We start from the raw sequence: 22,165 nt of genomic DNA, 5'->3' as shown, positions 1-22,165 counted from the left end.
AGAAATTATGAAAAAAATATGTATAGTTATACTATTTATTAGTGCTATTGTCACCGCCCAAAAAAAGGAATTTAAATACGCTTTATCAGGAATTACCAAGGTAGTATTAAGTAGCAATACAAGAATTGTATTAAACGCAGTAAACTCATCTCAATTAGTTATACAAGACAATGCAAATGACCATCAAAGACACAGTCGTTGGCATACAAGCGATAAGACAAAAGAAGAAAAAAGAAAAGGCTTAACTGCTATTTATCCTGGAGGAAAAGATAATACAAATGGATTTGGCTTTTCAATCAAAAAAGAAGGTAACGTTTTGTATGTTACCGATTTAAAATCGATGCATCAACGACATGGACTTAAGTTTGCATTACCCAAAAATATGAATGTATCTATAGATGCTGGTAATTTAGGAGGAATAGAAGTTTATGGTTTTACTGGTGAAGTAGAAGCAGAGACAAATGTTGGTAAAATAATTATGAAAAATGTAACCGGACCAATTACAGCTAATACTAGTGTTGGTAAAATTGATATCGATTTTGATAAAGTAAATCAGAAATCTCCTATAACCATTAGTTCTTCAGTCTCAGAAATTGATGTTGCTTTACCAGGAAACACCAAAGCTAATTTAGAATTAAAAACACAAGGAACTGTGTACACAAATTTCGATTTTGAGATTCCAACTAAAAAAGGAATGCCTAATGTAAGTGGTCGAAAAAGCATTGTTTCTAAATTGAATAATGGTGGTGTAAAAATCTACATTAAATCTTCTATGGGTAACATTTATCTTAGAAAGAAATAAATTTCCTTTACTCATTTCGAGCGTAATTTAATCGTTTTTAACTGTGCTCTAAATGAAATAAAGACACTAATTCACATTAATTTAAAATACTAAAAAAATGAAAAGACATCTCTTCTTCATAGGATTACTATTGACTTTTAGTAACCTAACGGCACAAAAAAAAGTAACAAAAAATGTAAAAAGCAATAACGTTGAAAACGTTTATGTTCACTTAAAATTCGCAAATAACATCATTATTAAAAACTGGAATAAAAACGAAATTTCTGTTGAAGCTACTGTTAATTTGGATGACAACGAACACAATGATTACTTTTCTCTAAAAACAGATAACATTGGCGGAATGTTAAAAATAAACTCAGATTATGGAGATTATTTTAAGAAATACAGAAGCTATTACAGTCATAAACATTCGCATAAAGGCGATGATAAAGACAGCAAAAAAGATGATGATAATTGCCACAGCCATAAGCACAGTAATATTGTAAACTACGTAATTTATGTTCCTAAAAAAATGGAATTAAAAGTAAAAAGCATTTCTGGAAGTGTGGTGGCAGAAAATTATGCAGGCGTCTTAAATTTAGATCTAATTAGCGGTAATATTACCGTAAAAAAACACTCTAAAGAAATGCGATTAAAAACCATTAGTGGTGATATTGACATTTTTGTTGCTGATGCTAAATTTGAAGCAAAAACTCTAACAGGTGGCATTTATTCTGATTTAGATATCGATTTTAATGAAAATAAAAAGAAAAGAAGTTATGGCTCTAAAATAGTAGCAACGATTAAAAAAGGAACCGCTTCTTTAAAATTAAATACTATAAGCGGAGATATTTACTTGCGAAAAATATAACATCAACCCAAGCTTTGTTTAAACAACCAACTTCTATTTTTTTTGAAGTTGGTTGTTTTTTAATTTAGTTTGTTTCTAAACTCAAAAAAATATAACTTAGCTAACGCCGAATATAAGTCATTAAAAACGACCTCATATTCGTCTTAAGTTGTTTACAATCTGAAAAACTGAATGAATAACGAACAAACTGCAATACGAACTGCATATTTTAGCATAATTGGAAACACCAGTTTAGCTTTGATTAAAGGGCTTTCAGGATTCTTTGGTAATTCATATGCGCTCATCGCTGATGCAATAGAATCAACAACTGATATATTCTCTTCTCTACTTGTACTATTTGGTTTAAAATATGCCAAACGACCAGCAGACAAAAATCATCCATACGGTCACGGAAAAATTGAACCGCTAATAACATTCTTAGTAGTAGCTTTTCTTGTAACATCAGCAACTATTATTGCCTATGAAAGCATTCAAAATATTCAGATACCTCATAAGGTTCCAAAATCTTGGACTTTGATTGTTCTTGGTGCAATTATCATATGGAAAGAAGTGTCCTTTAGAATAGTAATTAAAAAAAGTAAGGAGACAAATAGTACTTCACTCAAGGCAGATGCTTGGCACCATAGAAGTGATGCAATTACTTCAATTATGGCATTCATAGGAATTTCTATCGCTTTAATTTTCGGAAAAGGATATGAAACTGCTGACGATTGGGCAGCTTTATTAGCTTCTGCTTTTATTTTATACAATAGTTATTTGATTTTTAGACCTGCTTTAGGAGAAGTTATGGATGAGCATTTATATGATGACCTATTGGAAGAAATTCGAGAAGAATCTTTAAAAGTGAAAGGTATAGTTGGTACAGAGAAATGTTTTATTCGAAAAGCAGGGATGAAATACCACGTTGATTTACACGCAATAGTTAATGGGGTAATTTCTGTTAAGGATGGGCACGATATTGCACATAAATTAAAGGACCATTTACGAAATGAAATACCAAGTTTAGGACACGTCTTAATCCACATTGAACCAGATAAATAAAGAATGGAACTTGACAGAAGAATATTATCTTTTTTAAAACCTGATCTGATTGAAAAAATACTGCAAGAATCCACCCTCAAGGAATTCCCAAAAGGAACTGAAATTTTAAGGGAACATCAGTATGTCAAAGTTTTACCTATTGTCGTTAATGGTCTTATAAATGTTTATTCTAGATTTGATGAGAAAGAATTACTACTCTACTACATTGAACCTGCCCAAAGCTGTGTAATGTCTTTTTATGCGGCTTTAAAAAACACACCAAGCAAAGTATTTGCAAAAACGGAAGAAGATTCAACCATCCTTTTATTACCTGTTCATTTTTTACCTACCTGGTTAAAAGAATATCCTGACTTTAACGAACTTTTCTACAATCAGTTTAATCTGAGATATTCGGAGCTTTTAGACACAATAGGTAGCTTATTATTGGACAAAATGGATAAAAGACTTTTCGACCATTTAAAAAAGAAAACTGAATTAAGTCATAACAATTCTGTAAATATGAGTCATTCCCAAATAGCGAATGAATTAGGAACTGCTCGTGAAGTAGTTACTAGAGTATTAAAAAAGCTTGAAACAGATGGGAAAGTTGAACAGAATTCAGGTAAAATAAGAATTATTGACGAATGGTGACTATAGTCACTGCATAGCTGTAAACGACTATTTATCTTTGTAAGGTAATCTTTTAAAAATTAAAATTATGACAAAAAATATGGGTTCAGCAGACAGAATTATAAGAGTTATAATCGCTGCAATAGTTTGTATTCTTTATTTTACAGGAACAATATCAGGTACATTAGGTATCATTTTATTGGTACTTGCAGGAGTATTCGTTTTAACAAGTGTGATTAACTTTTGTCCACTTTATGCACCATTTGGAATTAAAACTAGTAAAATCAAAGAAAAATAAATGCAGCACACAACAAAGAACTGAACGTGTTTAAAAGTAGAAAAGAGAGAGGATTACCAATGTTGTCGAAGTCTAAAGCTTCACCGTGTATATTAACCTTAATTCTCTCTTTTATTCTTTCTGATTATATATCAAAATTAGTAAAAGACAAACTTAAGACGTGTATAAGCAATAGCGGTTTGAGTGCATACTTGAACCGTTTTTGCGTTTAAATAAGTATCTTGCTATCTGAAAACATAGCGGTTAAAAATCCGCTACTGCTCATACACAAACCGTTAGCTAATTTTAAAAATCAACCCTTTAAAATCTTCAAAAACAGATCTCTGTCTACTTCATTAGCTCCTAAACTTGCCAAATGCTCATTATACACTTGGCAATCTATCAATTTGTAATTTTTCTTTTTTACCAAATGAATAAAAGCTAATTTAGAAGCATTAGACACTTTGCTAAACATACTTTCTCCGCAAAAAATATTGTTTATTTCTAATCCGTATAAACCACCAACCAATTCATTATCTAACCAAACTTCAATGGATTTTGCAATTCCTTTTTGGTGTAAATTAATGTAAGCTTGCTGCATATCATTTGTAATCCAAGTACCAAAACCATCATTTCTATCGATGCTTTTGCAATTGTAAATCACTTCATTAAAAACTGAGTTTTCTGTAATAACAAATTGGTTTCTATTGATGATATTTCGCATCGATTTAGATACTTTTAAATCATCAGGAAACAAAACCATTCTATCATGTGGGCAATACCAAACAATTGGTTCGCCTTCAGAATACCAAGGGAAAATTCCGTTTTTGTAGGCATAAATTAGGCGTTCTTCAGATAAATCTCCACCTAGAGCAATAATACCATCATCTGTGGTAAACTCATAAGGAGGAAAAGCAATGTTATCTGACAACCAAATCATACTATTTTTTTATCACGAAAGTACTAAATTCATAAAAAATCGTTAATCTGATTTTATTTTAACATTTATACGGCAGAAGTCGTTATTTTTGCAGACTGTTTGTAAAAACAATAAAAAATACAATGACCAAGAAAAAAAGAATAAAAACTAAAAAGGAAAGAGCAAAATTAATGCACTTTTACTACTCTAGAACTGGTTTTTATATGTTTATATGGGAAAGTGTAAAAAAAGCTTTTATTCCCATTCTTTCGGTTGTTGTAGGTCTTTTTCTTATTAATAGATACGTTTATAATATTAACGAAGGCTTAGAATCGATTACAGAAACATTTTCTAGACCAGGAATATTTACATTCTTTTTTACCTCGGAAACTTTATTAGGGTTAGTTCCGCCAGAGATTTTCATAGCCTGGACAAAAAAAACTCCTGAACCAATTTTAAATTTATCCATTTTAGCAACACTATCTTATGTAGGTGGTTTATTATCTTATTTTATTGGAAAACTGGCATTAAAAATCGAGGCAGTTAAAAACTATTTAGAAGTTAAAATGGCAAAACATCTAAAAAATTCTAAAAAATGGGGTGGCTTTCTAATTTTGGTTGGTGCTTTATTACCTGTTCCTTTTTCTATTTCTTGTATGGCTGCAGGTATGATTAAATATCCTTTTAAAAATGTAGTTTTATTTGGATTGTTTCGTTTTGCAAGGTTTGCAATTTATGCTTGGGCAATTTTTAAAGTAGTCACTTAAAATAGTTACATTTACAAAATGGGATTAACAAATAACGACGTTTTTAAAAAATTACGAGTAGCGCATAAACTTCGTGATACAGATATTATAGATATTTGTGCTTTAGTAGATTTTAAAGTTACTAAAGGAGAATTAGGAGCAATTTTTAGAAAAGAAGATCACCCTAAGTATATGGAATGCGGAGATCAGTTTTTGCGAAACTTTTTAAACGGATTAATTATTCACTTGCGTGGGCCAATGCCTGAAAAAAAGAAGTAAACTTCTTTTTTTATATTTTAAGACCACTTCATTTTTATAAAATAGATAAAAGACAACAAATAAAAAAGAGTATAAACTACATTTAGTTTATACTCTTTTATCTTTATTCTTGCTTCTAACAGTCTTACCTCTAATTAGAATGGTAAATCATCTGGTTCTTCGTTAGAAACGTTAGATGCTGGCTGAAATTGATCTACAGGCGGTAAATTACTTGGAGCTGCCGCTTGACCTATGTTTTCAATTCTCCATCCTTGAATAGAGTTAAAGTATTTAGCTTCTCCTTGTGGATTAATCCACTCTCTACCTCTTAAATTAATAGAAACTTTTACATCTTGTCCAACTGAGTAATTGTTTAACAAATCTGTTTTGTCTTGTACAAACTCAATCATTATCATTTGTGGATATTGTTCATCAGTTGTAACTACTAATTCTCTTTTTCTAAATCCGTTAGATCCAAACGTTTGAACGTCTCCAATAATTTTTATTTTACCAATAACTTCCATAATTTCTAATTTAATAAAAGTACTTTCCAAGCACTTTCTACATCATTCTTTTTTAAATACTCTTGAGCAAATGTATGTTTTTTTGTGGGTTCTAATCCAATAAATTCAGGATGTTCTTTCCCAAAGTTATTAACAGTTTCTGTTGATGGTAATTGCTCTACATTACCCAACATCCCTAAATTATTTCCTGTTAAAATAGTACTATTTCTAATTTCTGATGGAATTTGATCAACGCCAATTCCTAAAGTTGAAATGGGTTTTGGAATTTCAAAAAATCCATCTCTAGCTCTCGAATAATAGCTTCCTCCTGCCCTTGCTACCAAATCAATTTTATGTTGATCTATGCTTCCGTTTTCATCTAAAATAGCCTCATTAATATGGATTTTTACCACTTCACAAACAATTAAATTTCCTGCTCCACCTTCATCACCTGTAAAAATTACATCATTTACCTTACACTCAAATTGTACTGGAGATTCTGCCACTCTAAAAGGTTTAATTTTATCTGAAGGCAACATTTTAAATCCTGCTTTTTCAAATTCATTCACCCCTTCAGGATATTCTGTAGAACTCAAAGACATTTGTTGCACAATATCATAATTCACCACATTTATTACTACTTCTTTTGTAGCCAAAGCATTCTCTAAAGTATGTTTTGTTGTATTATCTCTAACTCTTCTTGCCGGTGAAAATATTAGTATTGGGGGATTAGAACCAAACACATTAAAAAACGAAAATGGTGATAAATTCGGATTTCCATCAGCATCTATAGTGCTAGCAAAAGCAATGGGTCTTGGTGCAATTGCTCCTAATAAATAACCATGTAATTTTTGGGTAGAAATCTCTTTTGGATGAATCGAAAGCATAAATAAATTTTTACATAGGTAAAGATACTATCAAATCTTTAAACGAGTTATATACAGGAAAACTTTATATTTGTTTTAATGAACTTTTTAACAAACAGTACTTTATACAAGCGATTAGCTATCTTTATTTCGTTGATAATTGTTTCTTTAATTTTATGGAATACTTACATTTTTTTCCAAAAATTCAAGATTGATGAGCGGGCTAAAATGGAAATTTTTGCATCTGCCATTAAAGAATTTGCTATAAATGATGATTTAAATGCCGATTTTAATCTTGAAACCAAAGTTTTTGAAAAAATTAAAAATATTCCAATGATTTTAACTGATAAAAACGGTATAATCATAGATTCAAGAAATTTAGATAGTATCAAAGCAAAAAATGAAGCTTATCTTAAAAGGCAATTAGTTTTGATGAAAGATGAAAATAAACCCATCGAAATAAATTATTTACAAAACGAAAAACAATTTGTATACTATGGTAATTCTGATTTGTTAAACAAACTTACTTATTACCCACTTGCATTAGTCTTAATTTTAATACTTTTCTTATCGGTAGTTTACTTATTTTACAGTTCTAACAAAGCTTCTGAGACAAACAAACTATGGACAGGAATGGCAAAAGAAACTGCACATCAAATTGGTACTCCTTTGTCTTCTTTGTTGGGTTGGATTGCTATTTTAAAAACCGAAAATGTTGATGAAACTTACATAGAAGAAATCGAAAAAGATGTAAATAGATTAAATACCATTGCCAATCGTTTTTCTAAAATTGGTTCTGTTCCGGAATTGAAAAAAGAAAATATTGTTAGCATTTCTAAACAAGCTTTTGATTATCTAGAATCTCGTAGTTCTAAACAAATTTCGTTTACTTTTCTAACTACTAATAATGAAATTCACACAAAGCTAAACACAGAACTGTTTGGTTGGGTGATAGAAAATCTTATCAAAAACGCTATTGATGCAATGTTAGGAAAAGGAGAACTCAAATTAAATATTGAAAATACTCCTAAAAAAGTAAAAATTACAGTTACTGACACAGGAAAAGGAATGCCAAAGAAACTATTCAAACAAATTTTTAAACCAGGTTTTACCACTAAAAAGCGTGGTTGGGGCTTAGGTTTATCACTATCTAAAAGAATTGTAGAAGATTACCACAATGGTAAAATATTTGTACAAAAATCTGAGATTGGAAAAGGAACTACTTTTGAAATTTTGTTAAATAAGATTTAGCGCTTAAAATTTTTTCTCATTGAAAAACCAAAGAATAATCCTGCAATAGTCCATATTATAATTCCTAATAATATTCTTTTTGTTGTTATTTCTTCTTTATCAAAATAAGGAAAAATAAATGTCATTATTACAAACATAATTATACCCCAAATCAAACCTACTTTTACCCACTTTTTCATTTATATTAAAAATTGCTTCCAATTTTATTAGCCAAAGCAACAAACTCTTCATTGGTTAATTTTTCCTTCTTCATAAATTGCATATCTGCCATATTATTTATCGGAATTAAATGTACATGTACATGAGGAACTTCTAAGCCAATAACGCTCATTCCAATTCTATCACAAGAAACCGTCTTTTCTAATGCTTTAGCTACTTTATATGAGAAACCCATTAGTGTCAAATATTCATCTCTTGGCAAGTCAAAAATTTTGTTTTCTTCTTTTTTGGGAACAACTAAAGTGTGGCCTTTTGCATTTGGATTAATATCTAAAAAAGCAATAAAATCATCATTTTCTGCCACTTTGTAACAAGGGATTTCTCCATTAATTATTTTAGTAAATATGCTCATTTTTTAAGTTCTAAATTCGAATTTTAAGTAATTAAGTAAATATAAAAAAGAATTCGGGTTTTGGCGATGCCAAAACCCGAATTTATAAATAATACTATTTATGATTGCGAATATAATAAAGTAATCCTATTAATTTGAAAAAAGATTACTACTGGTAAAAACTTATCGAGAGATATCTATAATTTCAAATTTCATAATTCCACTTGGAACCTGAATTTCTGCAATTTCTCCAACTTTTTTTCCCAACAAACCTTTACCAATTGGAGAATTTACAGATAACTTTCCATTTCTAACATCAGTTTCTGAATCTGCTACCAATCTGTATTTAAACTCCATTCCGTTAATAGTATTTTTAATAATTACGTTAGAATGGATTAATATTTTAGAAGTATCTAATTGAGATTCATCTAAAATACGTGCATTGGCTACCACATTTTTCAACTTAGCAATCTTAGTTTCTAAATGCGATTGTTCTTCTTTTGCTGCGTGATATTCTGCGTTTTCACTCAAATCACCTTTATCTCTTGCGTCTGCAATTTCTTGTGTTACTCTTGGTCTTTCAACTTGTTCCAATTGCGCCAATTCGTCTTTCAATTTCTTTAATCCTTCTGCAGAATAATACGATACATTGCTCATACTCTTATTTTTAAAATTTAAAAATCCCATTACCAAAATAGGAATGAGATTAGAATGCAAATGTACAAAATATTTGTAACTTGTCATCGTTTTTATTGAAACGAAGGTATATTATGATTAAAAAAATATTGGTTTTTTGGTTTTTAGTTATGAGTTTTTCTTGTTCAGACAATACTCAAATAAATGATTGTTTTACAGGAATAAATATTTTTGAAATCTTAAATCTTAGGTTACCAGCTTATCAAAATCTTAATATAGATGGATTAAGTGTAACAGCTACAATAAATGGTAGAAATATACATATTATTCGTAATAATGCATCAAACTTTATAGCATTTGATTTGGAATGCCCTGAAAGAAATTGTAACAAACCTTTAAAATTAAATCTTCCAAAAATCATATGTGAATGTCACAATATTGAATACAATTATTTAGAAGGCGGAAGACCCATTAATCAAGAAGGTTGTAGTATGCTTATGTATTCAGTTTCCTTAAAAGGAAATGAAGCACTTGAAATAAGGAATTAAATTAGATTACTTAAATCCTGTTCTGTATTTTTGCCAAAACACAACTTTATCAATCGTGAAAAACTACTTTTCTTCAGATTTTAAATTAGGCGTATTGGGTGGTGGTCAATTAGGAAGAATGCTATTGGCTGAAACTCAAAAATTTGATATTCATACTTCAATTTTAGACGGCAACAAAAATGCACCTTGTGCAGAAATTTGCAACACTTTTGTTGTTGGAGATTTATTAGATTTTGATGCTGTTTACAATTTTGGAAAAACCGTAGATCTATTAACCATAGAAATCGAAAATGTTAATCTTGATGCTTTAGATAAATTAGAAAGTGAAGGTTTAACTATCTTCCCAAAACCAAAAGATTTAAGAGTAATTCAAAGTAAAGCAAGACAGAAAAATTTTTATGTCGACCATCAAATTCCAACTGCTCCTTTTTCTCATTATGCATATTTAGAAGAGTTAAGACATACATTAGAAAATGATATAATTGATTTTCCTTTTGTTTGGAAAGCAGCTCGTTTTGGATATGATGGAAATGGTGTGAAAATTGTAAGAAATCTTGACGATTTAAATAGTTTGCCTAATGTAGAATGTATTACAGAAAAACTGATTCCTTTTAAAAACGAATTGGCGGTAATTGTAGCAAGAAATTCTGATGGTGAGACTACCACCTATCCAGTTGTAGAAATGGAATTTCACCCAGAGGCAAATCAAGTAGAATATGTTATTTGTCCTGCAAGAATAGATTCTAAAGTTGCAGATAAAGCAAGAGCAGTTGCATTAAAAGTAGTAAAAGAATTAGATTTTGTTGGTTTATTGGCGGTAGAGATGTTTCAAACCAAGAATAATGATATTTTAGTCAACGAAGTTGCACCCAGACCTCACAACTCTGGACATTATTCAATTGAAGCAAGTTATACCAATCAATTTGAACAACATTTACGAAGTATTTTAAATCTTCCTTTAGGAAACACTGATAGTAAAGTTGCAGGAATTATGGTAAACTTAGTAGGTGCAGAAGGTTTTTCTGGCGATGTAATCTACGAAAATTTAAATGATATTTTAAAAATAGACGGAGTTACACCTCATATTTATGGAAAAAAAGAAACGCGTCCTTTTAGAAAAATGGGACATGTTACTATAGTAAATAAAGATATTGATAAAGCAAGAGAAATTGCTCAAGAAGTTAAAGAAACTATTAAGGTAATTAGTAAAAACAATTAACAGCTACACTAATAAGTTATCAATGGTGATTGATTAGTGACAATTAAAAAATATGGTAGGAATAATAATGGGAAGTGATTCAGATCTTCCAATCATGCAAGAAGCAATTGATGTTTTAGAAAGTATGGACATTCAAATTGAAGTAGATATTGTATCTGCTCATAGAACTCCAGAAAAATTATTTGACTATTCTAAAAATGCACATACTAGAGGTATAAAAGTTATTATTGCCGGTGCAGGAGGTGCAGCTCATTTACCAGGCATGGTTGCATCTATGAGTCCCTTACCAGTAATTGGAGTTCCTGTAAAAAGCAGAAATTCTATTGATGGTTGGGATTCAGTTTTATCAATTTTGCAAATGCCTGGTGGTGTTCCAGTAGCTACTGTTGCTTTAGACGGTGCAAAAAATGCGGGTATTTTAGCTGCGCAAATTATTGGTGCTTCAGATAAATGTGTTTTAGATAAAATTATTGCTTTTAAAGAAGGATTAAAGCTAAAAGTTGAAAAAGCTTCTGAACGGGTGAGAAAATAGTTACTAAAACAAAAAACTCATGAGTATACTCATGAGTTTTTTGTTTTGAGATTTCTTGTATATTAATTAGAAATCACCATTTTTTTATTTAATACTCTATTGTCTATTAAAATGGCATTCACTATATAAATTCCAGATTTTAAATTAGAAATATTTTTTGCCTGTTGACCACTAAAAGTAGCTACTTTTCTTCCTTGAATGTTATAGAGAGAGACTTCTTTTACATTATCTACGTCAAAATCGTACTCTACTATTAATTCTTTTGCTCCATCAACATATACAGTAAAATCTTTAGAATCAACTTCTTCAACAAAAACGGATTGTTTTCCTGTTGATTTTAAATTTGATGCCTTTCTTCTCTTTTTAGTATATACTAATTTAAATCTTGTATTATTTTCTCCAATAGAATCTATATTAAATATATACTTTCTTTTTCTTAAATCTGTAGTAATTTTTTTCTCAGTATCTCTTAAATAAATATAATAATCTTCATCGATATGCTCTTCTTGAATTCCTATTGAATATTCCCCAACCTGATCTACTACATATCCTATTTTTACTACTTTTTTAGCTCTTCTTAATTTGGGTAAACCTTGAATAGATGCTTTTTTACCATCTCTTACTACCGAATAAAATCCTAATGATTTCTGATTGATGTCAAAGGGTGCATCAAATGTTCTATCGTATCTATTTGTTGCTCCTTCTAAAAAACCTACCAACAATGTATTTGTTTTATCTCCTCTATTAAAAGTAAACCAAGACCTTCCTTCTTTTTTTGGAGTGGTATTTTTTGATACACCTTTAAAGAATTGGTTATTGTTAGCAGCAATTTGATGAGTTGTTTTAAAAGTAATAGTACTGTTTGCAGTTGTTCTTACAAAAAACCCTTGACCAGTACCTATTTTACCTGTAACTCCGGGTGATGCTCCACCAGTACTATTATATTGTAGATAATCAGAAACATTATTGTCTCCTGTTTCTACAGTATTTTGATTCCAGAAGTAAATTGTACCTTCTATATTAGAATTATCGGTATCAGCAATAACTAAATCCCAATCTATTGCAGATGCATAAGGATTACCTACTAAATTATCTCCTGCAGTTGACCAAACATTATTTGGGTCTTCGCTTTCGAAATTAGAGCTGTAAAAAACATTTACTTTTACATCTCCTTCATTTATTTTACCAGAAAAAGTTCTTAACTGACCTCCATTGTTTTCGCTTCTTATAGCATAACCTACTCCAGGTTTAAAATTTGCAGCTCCGTTGTATGCCCAATCAGAATCTTCTGAACTTGCGGCAAAAGAATAAATTACTGGAGCATCTGAAAAAATTGTGCTTGGAGATGCATTTGCTTCGACAATTGGTGAACTCCAATATGAATAAAAATATTGACTATTATAAGTTGGAGTAACTCTTTTAATATCAAAAGTCCCAGATCCAGCAATTGCTGCATCACAAGCGTGATAAATTAACGCTCCTCCATCTTCAACTGTAATTTTTCCATTATTGGTTAGCTCATAAAACACGTTTAAAGTTGCCCCATTTTGAACAATTACTTCTGCACCAGCATCAACTGTTAACCTACCAATATTTATCTCTGATGTAATACTTGGATTGTTAGAACCATTATTTATTGTTACCGTTTGTGTTTTAGTTACATCAGGTGCGTTTCCAACCCAATTGGCATTATTCCCAAAATCTGTAGAAGTTGTTCCAGACCAAGTATAAGTTGTTCCACTTCCTGTGGCTGTTGCAGTTCCTCCAATTGTTGATGTATTATTAGCCTCATACCTCATTTGGTCTCCTTCTTGATATGCTACTAAACTTATTCCGGTTGTTAAAAGTGTTGATTTATTGGTGTCTATTTGAGTTTGAGTTCTAGCAACATTCCAAATTCTTAGTAAAGAAATATTTCCATCAAAATTATAATCGGTATTCGTTTGACCAGTAAATCCTGAATTGTAGGTTTGAGATGTTGAACTACCAATAGAACTTGAAGTCCAATTATTGGTAAGACTAGAAGGAAATCTAATATTTCCACCATTTCTTCCTATTGCAATATCTCCAGAGTGTGTATTTACTTGTAATCCATTCTGTGAATCTTTTTCTACCCCATCTAAAAACCATTTGAGTGTTAAAGAAGGAGAATCTGTTAACGTTAGTGCGATATGACTCCATTTTCCAACTTCGATATCTCCAATAGCTGATCTAAAAAAACGTCTATTAGCATTAGAAGTTGCGTTATTTCTGTAGGCTCCTGCATAAACTCTTCCGTTTTCTATAAAAAACATGATTACATTTACTTGTGCTCCTTCTTCATACAATACTTGTCTTGTATTTATATCATCAGGTTTAAACCAAAATTCTACAGTTCTATTTCTTGTATTTTGTAAGTTAATGGCATCTGTATTTGGTATAGTAATATAATCGTTTGTACCATTTGCATTAAACCCAGAACTACAAGGTATTTGAGCTACTACTAATTGTGAAACTAATAATATTAAAATAGATAAACTTCTTTTTATAAACTTCATAATCTTTTCTTTTATACTATTGTTTTTTTTAATATCGACAATAGTCTATTTAACGTTACAAAATTAGCGTTATACTATGCGTGCATAATATTTTTTAGACTAAACAAGTGAATTTGTCGATAAATGGATAATTATTTTAGTTAAACTTAAATCTGTTCTATTAATAATTATATTTGACCTTTTTTATATATAAAAAATATGAACCCACTTTTAAACGACTTTAATACAGCACCTTTTTCTAAGATTTCTAATAATGATTACAAGCCAGCTATCCATAAAGCAATTGAACATGCTAAAAATGAAATAGATGAAATCGTAAATAATTTAGAAGCACCAACATTCGATAACACAACAGTAGCTTTAGATTTTACAGGAGAAAAACTGAATAGGATTTCGTCAATCTTTTTCAATTTAAACTCAGCTGAAACTAATGATGAAATTCAGAAAATAGCACAAGAAATTTCTCCTTGGTTAAGCGAATTTAGAAATGATATTACTTTAAATGAAAAATTGTTTCAGCGCGTAAAATCAGTTTATGACAACGGTAAAAACTTAGATTTAACACCAGAACAACAAATGTTGCTAGAAAAACAATACAAAGGTTTTGCTAGAAATGGAGCTAATTTAAATGAGAATGATAAAATTCAACTTCGTGAAATTGATGCAAAACTTTCTAAGCTTTCTCTAAAATTTGGTGAAAATGTTTTAGCAGAAACCAATGCTTTTGAATTACATTTAACTGACATAAAAGATTTATCTGGCTTACCAGGAAGTGTAAAAGAAGCTGCTAAAGAAGTGGCCAAATCAAAAGAAAAAGAGGGTTGGGTTTTTACTTTAGATTACCCAAGTTATATTCCTTTTTTAACCTATGCTGACAATAGAGAATTGCGCAAAAAAATGGCAATTGCTGCTGGTAAAAAGGCATTTCAAGACAATGATTTTAATAATGAGCAAATTGTTTTAGATATAGTTAACCTACGTCATCAAAGAGCTAATCTATTAGGCTATAAAACTCATTCTCACTTTGTCTTGGAAGAAAGAATGGCAGAAACACCAGAAACTGTTTTTAAGTTTTCTAATGATTTATTAGCAAAAGCAAAACCTGCTGCACTTAGAGAGTTTAAAAAATTAGAGAATTACGCTAAAAAATTAGATGGAATTGATCGGCTTCAAAAATGGGATGGCGCTTATTATTCAGAAAAATTAAAGAAAGAAATTTTTGATTTAGACCAAGAATTATTAAAGCCCTATTTTAAATTAGAGAATGTAATTAATGGTGTTTTTGAAATAGCAAATCGCTTATTTGATTTAAATTTTGAAGAAATTTTAAATATTGATAAATATCACAAAGACGTTAAAACATATAATGTAACTGATTCTGAAAATAATTTTATTGCTATTTTTTATGCAGATTTTCATCCAAGAAAAGGTAAACGTAATGGAGCGTGGATGACCTCTTATAAACCTCAGCAAATTAAAAACGGAATAAACGAAAGACCTCACGTTTCTATTGTGTGTAATTTTACCAAACCAACCGAAACAAAACCTTCTTTATTAACTTTTAATGAGGTTACCACATTGTTTCACGAGTTTGGTCATGCGTTACATGGAATGTTAGCAAATACAACATACAACAGTTTATCAGGGACATCCGTTTCTTGGGATTTTGTGGAATTACCAAGTCAGGTTTTAGAAAACTGGTGTTACGAAAAAGAAGCTTTAGAAATCTTTGCAAAACATTACAAAACAGGAGAAGTTATCCCTATGAAATATGTAGAGAAAATAAAAGAATCAGCAAGTTTTCACGAAGGAATGCAAACCTTACGACAATTAAGTTTTGGTCTGTTAGATATGCAGTGGCATGCTCAAAATCCTTCGGAAATAAAATCTGTAAAAGAGTTTGAAAATAAAGCTTTTGCAGACACAAAATTATATCCTGATGTTTTAGAAAACTGTATGAGCACTGCATTTTCTCATATTTTTCAGGGTGGATATTCTTCTGGGTATTATTCTTACAAATGGGCAGAAGTTTTAGATGCTGATGCTTTTGAGTACTTTTTAAAAGAAGGAATTTTTAATAAAGAAATTGCAACAAAATTTAAAGAAAATATACTCTCAAAAGGTGGAACAGAAAAACCGATGACGTTATACAAACGCTTTAGAGGACAAGAACCAAAACCAGATGCTTTATTAAAACGTGCTGGGTTAATTTAGTTTACAGTTTTCAACTAAGCTTAATACTAGATTAACATACTTTTTTATAAAATCGAATTTTCATTTATTATTTTTATCAAATGAAAATTCGATTTTTATTTTTCTTAGTTTTTCATTGTTCTTTTTCTCAAGTTAATATTAAAGGTAAAGTTTATGACAGTAAAGGCCCACTTGAAGGCGCTGCTATTTATTTTAACAGTACAATGGTGGGAACAACTACAAATTCTGAAGGTGAATTTTCAATAAAAACAGAAGAAGGTCATTTTGAGTTAATCATTTCTTATTTAGGCTACAAGACTATTCGTTACAATTTATATACAAATGAGTATAAGAAACCTCTTGTTTTTGCATTAGAAGAGAATAGATATACTCTTGATGAAGTGGTCTTAAAAAAAATCAAATATGATAAAAAATGGAAGGCTAACCTAAAAAGGTTTTATAGAGAATTCTTTGGGAATACTAAACTTTCCAAGGATTGTAAAATAATAAATCCTAAGACATTATTTTTTTATTACAATTCAAAGGATAATATTTTTAATGCATTTACAAAAGCACCTTTAATCATTAGACATAATGGTCTTGGGTACTCAATTACTTATGATTTGGTGTATTTTTCTGTCGAAAAAGACTTTGTGAAATCTTTAGGGTATTCTCAATTTAAAAACCTACAAGGAAGTAAGCATAAAAAAAGAACTTGGAAAAAAAATAGATTAGTAACTTACAACGGTTCAGTAAATCATTTTTTAAAATCTATTCTTGCAAACAGAGTTAAAAGAGAAGGTTTTGTTATAGAACAGTTTATAAGGTTACCAAACAAAGAAAGACCATCGGATACTGAAATTAAAAAAGCGCGAAAAAAAATCACTTCATACAAAAAAACAATAAATTTCAGTAGAAAAATTGAAAATCCAGTCACTGATATTGACTCTGCTCTTGTAACCATAAGAAAAAGTAACTTACCTAAACTAAAAGATTCTATTTATAAAAAAGACTTAAAATCTAAAGATATTCTAGTAAAAAAGGAAGGTAAACTTAGGTTAGATTTTAAAAATAATCTATTGGTAATTTACAAAAAAGAAAAAGAAGAAAAGAACTATAGAAGAAGAGGCTTAGAGTCTTCTTTAAAATTCCGTCCACAAATGTCTACTATAATTCCGACAACTAGACCTATATTAATTGATAAAAATGGAATATTAGACAATCCTTTAGATTTAGTCTACGAAGGTTATTGGGCTTTTGAAAGATTTGCTAATTTTTTACCATTAGATTATAACCCTAAAAAAGATTAATTCACTTTGTTTTTAAACTCAATCCATTTACTCATATACTTTGTAGCTTGTAATGTTTGATGTTGTAACAAGCTTCCAAAAAAATTATGGGTTCTATGAGCATCTAAATTATCAAGAAGATTTTTAATGTGATTGATAAAAGGTTGACTCAATTTTTTTTTATTATAAATCGTATTGATAATTTCTACACCCGCCAATTGTGCATTTTTCCATTGTGACTTATTCTTATACAATCGCGATGCAGACAAAGCAAAATTATAAAAATCATCTTCAATACAACCATTCCATGTTAACGCTCCAGACATCCCTTCTGCTCCAATTGAAGTCGTAACACTTGGCGTTCCGCAAATCATAGCTTCTGTAAGTTTTCCTTTTATACCTGCACCAAATCTTAACGGAGCTAAAACAACTTTTGCATTTCCTACAACATCTTTTGCATTATCTGCAAAACCTTTAATAATAAACCCTTCTTTAGGATTTTGTAATTGTTCTATTTGTTGGTTAATGTAAGCTCCATAAATATGGATTTCTGCTTTTGGGAGCAATTTTTTAATTGACGGCCAGATATGTTTTTTTAAAGTAAGAACTGCATTTACATTTGGCTTGTGAAAGAAATTGCCGATAAAAACAAAGTTTTTTCTTTCTTCAAAAGGTTTCCATTTTTTAGTTTGATGCTCGTCTATTGTTTCCAATAAAAAAGGTAAATAATATAGAATTTCTTCATCAATTTTAAATACATTCTTTAGCAAGTCCATTTCAAAAGTAGAGATGATTAAAGACAAATCGCATCTTAAAATAGAAGCAATTTCTCTTTTTGTATCATCAGATTTCAAAAGAGTTTCAGTTGTAAATTCTTCTCTTTTTTTTAATTGTTGATGACGTGTTTTTCTTAAAAAATGTAAATCTTCTGTATCTAAGATTCGTAAAGCATTTGGACAATTTTCTGCAACTCTCCAGCCAAATTGTTCTTCCATCATAAAACGATCGAATACTACAATTGTTGGTTGCAACTTTTTTATAAAATCATCAAAAGATGGGTTATTCAATTCAATAGAAACTTCATCAACTCCTAAAGAATTCAAATCACTTGCATTTTCGCTTTTATGTGATGGTGAAACAAAAGTAATCTTCCAATTTTGATTTAAAAACTGGTTGATTAACTGCATCATTCTACTTCCTGCTGCAGAAGAATTAGGTTCTACCCAAACATAACCGATAATTAAAACAGACTGTTTTGTCAACTATTTTGCTTTCAGTTGCTGCTTATATTCTGCTTGAACCTTTTTTCCCCAAGCTACAATAGCATTAATTTGTTCTTGAGATAGATTTGCTTCAGCATGTGTCCATGTGTAAGAATTTAAAGGCATTTCACCTTTTTCTACCTCTTCATATAACTCATCCATCTTATGCTCTTTCTTTTTTAAAGAGTAAGAACTCCATTTCGAAAAATTTAAATGTTTTTTACCGTCTTTTACATGATCTGCTAACCAGTAATTAATTGGTGTAATTGAATTATACCAAGGGTATTTTGTTTTTGCTGAATGGCAATCAAAACAACTTTCCTTTAAAATTTTATGAACTTCTGATGGCGGGTTTGTCTCAGCAATAAACGCGTTAACAGTTTCTATACTTCCTTCATTTTTCTCTGGTCCAAAAAATTGCGCGATAATTAGTATAATCAATAAAAACCAGCCGATTTTTTTAATAATTTTCATAAATAAAAGTTTTAAATTTCAATAACGTAAAACTAATCAATTCTCCTTTAAGTCTATAAAAATATACTTATTTTTGTTTTTCAAAATTTAAATCACTTATGAAATACGATATCATTGTTATTGGTTCTGGTCCTGGAGGATATATTGCTGCAGTTAGAGCATCTCAATTAGGGAAAAAAGTTGCTATTATAGAAAAGTATGCAACCTTGGGAGGAACTTGTTTAAATGTTGGATGTATTCCTTCTAAAGCTTTGTTAGATTCTTCTCACCATTATTATGATGCAATTCATCATTTTGAAGAGCATGGTATTTCTGTAGAAAAACCAACTTTTGATTTTGGAAAGATGGTCGAAAGAAAAGCAAAAGTTGTTGAAACTACTACTGGAGGAATCAAATACTTAATGGACAAAAATAACATTGATGTATATGAAGGTTTAGGGTCTTTTGAAGATGCAACACACGTTAAAATCACTAAAAATGATGGATCATCAGAAGTAATCGAAGGAGTAAATATCATTATTGCAACCGGTTCAAAACCATCAACTTTACCTTTTATTTCTATTGATAAAGAACGTATTATCACCTCTACAGAAGCTTTAAAATTAAAAGAAGTTCCAAAACACTTAATTGTAATTGGAGGTGGTGTAATTGGCTTAGAATTAGGTTCTGTATATAAACGTCTGGGTGCAGATGTTACTGTTGTAGAATATGCACCAAAAATAACACCAACTATGGATGCAGATGTTTCTAAAGAATTGCAAAAAGTTCTAAAAAAACAAGGAATTAAATTTGCAGTGAGTCATGGAGTTTCTGCTGTTGAGAGAAATGGTGATGAAGTTGTTGTAAAAGCAACAAATAAAAAGGGTGTCGAGGTAGAGTTTACAGGAGACTATTGTTTAGTTGCTGTTGGTAGAAAAGCGTATACAGCTGGTTTAGGTTTAGAAAAAGTTGGTGTTGAAGTAAATGAACGCGGACAAATAGCTGTAAACAATCATTTACAAACTAATGTTAGTAATATTTATGCAATTGGAGATGTGGTTAAAGGTGCTATGTTAGCTCATAAAGCAGAAGAAGAAGGGGTTGTTGTAGCTGAATATTTAGCCGGTGAAAAACCTCATATCAATTATAATTTAATTCCAGGAATTGTATATACATGGCCAGAAGTTGCTGCTGTTGGTAAAACAGAAGATGAACTAAAAGAAGCTGGAGTTGCATACAAAGCAGGTAAGTTCTCTATGAGAGCTTTAGGTAGGTCTCGTGCAAGTGGGGATATTGATGGTTTTGTAAAAGTTTTGGCTGATAAAAACACAGATGAAGTTTTAGGAGTTCATATGGTAGGTGCAAGAGTTGCAGACTTAATCATGGAAGCTGCTGTTGCTATGGAATACAGAGCCTCTGCAGAAGATTTAGCAAGAATTTGTCACGGTCATCCTACATACTCAGAAGCCGTTAAAGAAGCTGCAAAAGCCGCTTGGGATGGTAAGCCATTAAATGCGTAGTTTTAAAAAAATAAATAAAAAAGCAACCCAATAGGGTTGCTTTTTTTTATTCTTAATCATTGATGTATTTTTACAAAATGCAGAAAAAGATGTTTCTTCTTTTCATTATTATGATTTCAAGTTCCATTTCTGGACAAAAAAAAGATTCTCTTAATTTAAAAAATGGGATAGACAAACCTAGTCTACTCCCAACACATCACTTTGGAATATTTTCTGCAAGAATCAATCAAAATTTTAAAATTAAACCACCCAAAAATGCCGCTTTAAACTTCTCTTATGCAAGCGGCAATACGTTTCACCCTTTTGTAGAAATGTACATTCCAAAAGATAAAACTACCCGACAACTTATGAGTGGTCAAGTATGGTTTAATAGGCACTTTTGGAAAGATCAACAAACCACTCCTGCTGAATATGAAAATATTATCATAGACGCTGTTTTTAAAGAATTTAGAATTGATTTTAATACAAAAATTGCTAAAAATCATGAATTAGGAATTACATTTCGTTCCTATTTAGTTACTAAAGGTAAATATCCTTTTTCTTTTTTTTCAAGTGATGAATCTATAGAATGGTTTCACTCTAATATTGCAGGAGGAGAAGATCCTTTTGGTAGAAGATATTATGGATTAAATCAAGTAAACATTAGTTATCAAGACAGAAATGGGCGTAAATTAGAATTAACTGACGGGCAATTTTTACTAGCCGGAATAGAATTTAATTATTTTTATTATCCAGATTTTAAAGCTCTAAAAAGTAAAAAAATTCAGTTAAATTTTGGTTCGCATTTAGGGGTAAATACTTCGAAACATAATCCTTCAATAGATTTAGGTTTATCATCAAACATTATAAAAAAATGGAGCCTTAAAAACACAAATGAAATTAGGACTGCATTCGGAGCGAGTGTATTAAGAAAAAATGCAATAAAATTTAAAAAATCAGTAATTCTAGGTAATAATAATTTTTTGGGTAGTTTAGAAGCCATGTTTGAATTTACCAAATACACCAAAAAAGGAAATTACAACTCGATTGCGGTAAACTACAACTATCAAACTCGTTTTAACAAAAAGCAAGAATATAGTTTTGTTCAATTTGTTGGTAAATGGCAAGAAATTAATGCAGGATGGCAAAACGGTTTTCAGCAATTGTATTTTCAGCAATCTGCTTGGACTTGGGTGTACACTTATGGAAGAGAGAACTTTAAATTATCACTCTATTTAAAAGAAGATTTAGCCGTAAATAATGCTCCAGACGTACAGACAGGAATCAGTCTTAAAATTCCTATATTTAAAAATTAACCTTTGTAT

The 22,165-nt window shown here is 30.3% G+C and carries 24 protein-coding genes; 15 read left to right on the top strand and 9 right to left on the bottom strand.

The genetic code is table 11. The annotated features are described in order from the left end of the window. Positions 1-7 precede the first annotated feature (7 nt). The 5 genes from DIS07_RS06825 (at position 8) to DIS07_RS06805 (ending at position 3,600) form a co-directional block, all read left to right on the top strand. Entirely contained in the window at positions 8-802 is a 795-nt protein-coding gene (locus tag DIS07_RS06825) for a DUF4097 family beta strand repeat-containing protein (protein WP_109404469.1), read from the top strand. Between the two features lie 97 nt (positions 803-899). Then, entirely contained in the window at positions 900-1,652 is a 753-nt protein-coding gene (locus DIS07_RS06820) for a DUF4097 family beta strand repeat-containing protein (RefSeq protein ID WP_109404468.1), read from the top strand. Between the two features lie 171 nt (positions 1,653-1,823). Continuing rightward, a complete protein-coding gene (locus tag DIS07_RS06815; protein ID WP_109404467.1) occupies positions 1,824-2,693 on the top strand; it encodes a cation diffusion facilitator family transporter in 870 nt (289 codons plus the stop codon). Between the two features lie 3 nt (positions 2,694-2,696). Continuing rightward, entirely contained in the window at positions 2,697-3,323 is a 627-nt protein-coding gene (locus tag DIS07_RS06810) for a Crp/Fnr family transcriptional regulator (RefSeq protein WP_109404466.1), read from the top strand. 79 nt (positions 3,324-3,402) lie between these two features. Next, positions 3,403-3,600 (top strand): YgaP family membrane protein, encoded by a 198-nt coding sequence (locus tag DIS07_RS06805; protein WP_394340965.1) that lies wholly within the window; start codon positions 3,403-3,405, stop codon positions 3,598-3,600. Positions 3,601-3,892: 292 nt separating this feature from the next. Here DIS07_RS06805 and aat read toward each other — a convergent pair whose 3' ends face one another. Beyond that, on the bottom strand, positions 3,893-4,519 hold the full coding sequence (aat, locus tag DIS07_RS06800) for a leucyl/phenylalanyl-tRNA--protein transferase (protein WP_109404464.1): 627 nt from the start codon (positions 4,517-4,519) through the stop codon (positions 3,893-3,895). A gap of 122 nt (positions 4,520-4,641) precedes the next feature. On the opposite strand from aat, the gene DIS07_RS06795 reads away from it, so the two are divergent. Both DIS07_RS06795 and DIS07_RS06790 read left to right on the top strand, forming a co-directional pair. Beyond that, positions 4,642-5,265, top strand: a complete 624-nt coding sequence (locus DIS07_RS06795) for a YqaA family protein (protein WP_109404463.1) — start codon at positions 4,642-4,644, stop codon at positions 5,263-5,265. A gap of 18 nt (positions 5,266-5,283) precedes the next feature. Continuing rightward, entirely contained in the window at positions 5,284-5,523 is a 240-nt protein-coding gene (locus DIS07_RS06790; protein ID WP_109404462.1) for a DUF1456 family protein, read from the top strand. Positions 5,524-5,657: 134 nt separating this feature from the next. On the opposite strand, the gene DIS07_RS06785 is transcribed toward DIS07_RS06790, so the two are convergent. Together DIS07_RS06785 and DIS07_RS06780 are read right to left on the bottom strand one after the other, a co-directional pair. Continuing rightward, positions 5,658-6,026: a DUF3127 domain-containing protein gene (locus DIS07_RS06785; protein ID WP_109404575.1), complete on the bottom strand. Its 369-nt coding sequence runs from the start codon at positions 6,024-6,026 to the stop codon at positions 5,658-5,660. A gap of 5 nt (positions 6,027-6,031) precedes the next feature. Beyond that, positions 6,032-6,892 carry a flavin reductase family protein gene (locus DIS07_RS06780; protein ID WP_109404461.1) on the bottom strand — a complete coding sequence of 287 codons (861 nt, stop codon included), beginning with the start codon at positions 6,890-6,892 and terminating at the stop codon, positions 6,032-6,034. A gap of 78 nt (positions 6,893-6,970) precedes the next feature. Here DIS07_RS06780 and DIS07_RS06775 point away from each other — a divergent pair, with 78 nt between their 5' ends. Next, the gene (locus DIS07_RS06775) at positions 6,971-8,122 is read left to right on the top strand and encodes a sensor histidine kinase (protein ID WP_109404460.1); all 1,152 of its coding nucleotides are present in this window, start codon (positions 6,971-6,973) and stop codon (positions 8,120-8,122) included. On the opposite strand, the gene DIS07_RS06770 is transcribed toward DIS07_RS06775, so the two are convergent. From DIS07_RS06770 to greA, 3 genes are all read right to left on the bottom strand, one after another. Next, on the bottom strand, positions 8,119-8,301 hold the full coding sequence (locus tag DIS07_RS06770; protein ID WP_109404459.1) for a hypothetical protein: 183 nt from the start codon (positions 8,299-8,301) through the stop codon (positions 8,119-8,121). The two genes, DIS07_RS06775 and DIS07_RS06770, sit on opposite strands and share 4 nt — an antisense overlap. Before the next feature lie 5 nt (positions 8,302-8,306). Further along, the gene (locus DIS07_RS06765) at positions 8,307-8,693 is read right to left on the bottom strand and encodes an HIT family protein (protein WP_109404458.1); all 387 of its coding nucleotides are present in this window, start codon (positions 8,691-8,693) and stop codon (positions 8,307-8,309) included. 162 nt (positions 8,694-8,855) lie between these two features. Further along, positions 8,856-9,329, bottom strand: coding sequence for a transcription elongation factor GreA (gene greA, locus DIS07_RS06760; RefSeq protein ID WP_181374554.1), 474 nt, complete (start codon positions 9,327-9,329; stop codon positions 8,856-8,858). 113 nt (positions 9,330-9,442) lie between these two features. On the opposite strand from greA, the gene DIS07_RS06755 reads away from it, so the two are divergent. The 3 genes from DIS07_RS06755 to purE are packed head-to-tail and all read left to right on the top strand — an operon-like array spanning position 9,443 to position 11,607. Further along, positions 9,443-9,856, top strand: coding sequence for a Rieske 2Fe-2S domain-containing protein (locus tag DIS07_RS06755; protein WP_109404456.1), 414 nt, complete (start codon positions 9,443-9,445; stop codon positions 9,854-9,856). Positions 9,857-9,911: 55 nt separating this feature from the next. Beyond that, positions 9,912-11,075 carry a 5-(carboxyamino)imidazole ribonucleotide synthase gene (locus tag DIS07_RS06750; RefSeq protein ID WP_109404455.1) on the top strand — a complete coding sequence of 388 codons (1,164 nt, stop codon included), beginning with the start codon at positions 9,912-9,914 and terminating at the stop codon, positions 11,073-11,075. A gap of 52 nt (positions 11,076-11,127) precedes the next feature. After that, entirely contained in the window at positions 11,128-11,607 is a 480-nt protein-coding gene (purE, locus tag DIS07_RS06745; protein WP_109404454.1) for a 5-(carboxyamino)imidazole ribonucleotide mutase, read from the top strand. A gap of 62 nt (positions 11,608-11,669) precedes the next feature. Here the strand turns inward: purE and DIS07_RS06740 are convergent, their stop codons facing one another. Continuing rightward, positions 11,670-14,144, bottom strand: a complete 2,475-nt coding sequence (locus DIS07_RS06740) for a LamG-like jellyroll fold domain-containing protein (protein WP_109404453.1) — start codon at positions 14,142-14,144, stop codon at positions 11,670-11,672. 198 nt (positions 14,145-14,342) lie between these two features. On the opposite strand from DIS07_RS06740, the gene DIS07_RS06735 reads away from it, so the two are divergent. Beyond that, complete coding sequence (locus tag DIS07_RS06735; protein WP_109404452.1) at positions 14,343-16,358, top strand: M3 family metallopeptidase; 2,016 nt, start codon at positions 14,343-14,345, stop codon at positions 16,356-16,358. Positions 16,359-16,438: 80 nt separating this feature from the next. Further along, positions 16,439-17,647, top strand: a complete 1,209-nt coding sequence (locus DIS07_RS06730; RefSeq protein WP_109404451.1) for a carboxypeptidase-like regulatory domain-containing protein — start codon at positions 16,439-16,441, stop codon at positions 17,645-17,647. Here the strand turns inward: DIS07_RS06730 and DIS07_RS06725 are convergent. Both DIS07_RS06725 and DIS07_RS06720 read right to left on the bottom strand, forming a co-directional pair. Next, positions 17,644-18,888, bottom strand: a complete 1,245-nt coding sequence (locus tag DIS07_RS06725) for a glycosyltransferase (RefSeq protein WP_109404450.1) — start codon at positions 18,886-18,888, stop codon at positions 17,644-17,646. The two genes, DIS07_RS06730 and DIS07_RS06725, sit on opposite strands and share 4 nt — an antisense overlap. Further along, complete coding sequence (locus DIS07_RS06720; RefSeq protein WP_109404449.1) at positions 18,889-19,362, bottom strand: heme-binding domain-containing protein; 474 nt, start codon at positions 19,360-19,362, stop codon at positions 18,889-18,891. 98 nt (positions 19,363-19,460) lie between these two features. On the opposite strand from DIS07_RS06720, the gene lpdA reads away from it, so the two are divergent. Both lpdA and DIS07_RS06710 read left to right on the top strand, forming a co-directional pair. Continuing rightward, positions 19,461-20,861: a dihydrolipoyl dehydrogenase gene (gene lpdA / locus DIS07_RS06715; protein ID WP_109404448.1), complete on the top strand. Its 1,401-nt coding sequence runs from the start codon at positions 19,461-19,463 to the stop codon at positions 20,859-20,861. A gap of 110 nt (positions 20,862-20,971) precedes the next feature. After that, positions 20,972-22,156, top strand: a complete 1,185-nt coding sequence (locus tag DIS07_RS06710; protein WP_109404447.1) for a hypothetical protein — start codon at positions 20,972-20,974, stop codon at positions 22,154-22,156. The last annotated feature ends 9 nt before the right edge of the window (positions 22,157-22,165 follow it).

The sequence above is a fragment of the Polaribacter aquimarinus genome, from assembly GCF_003129485.1.
GTDB lineage: Bacteria > Bacteroidota > Bacteroidia > Flavobacteriales > Flavobacteriaceae > Polaribacter > Polaribacter aquimarinus.
This window is presented reverse-complemented; position numbering and strand designations above follow the sequence as displayed.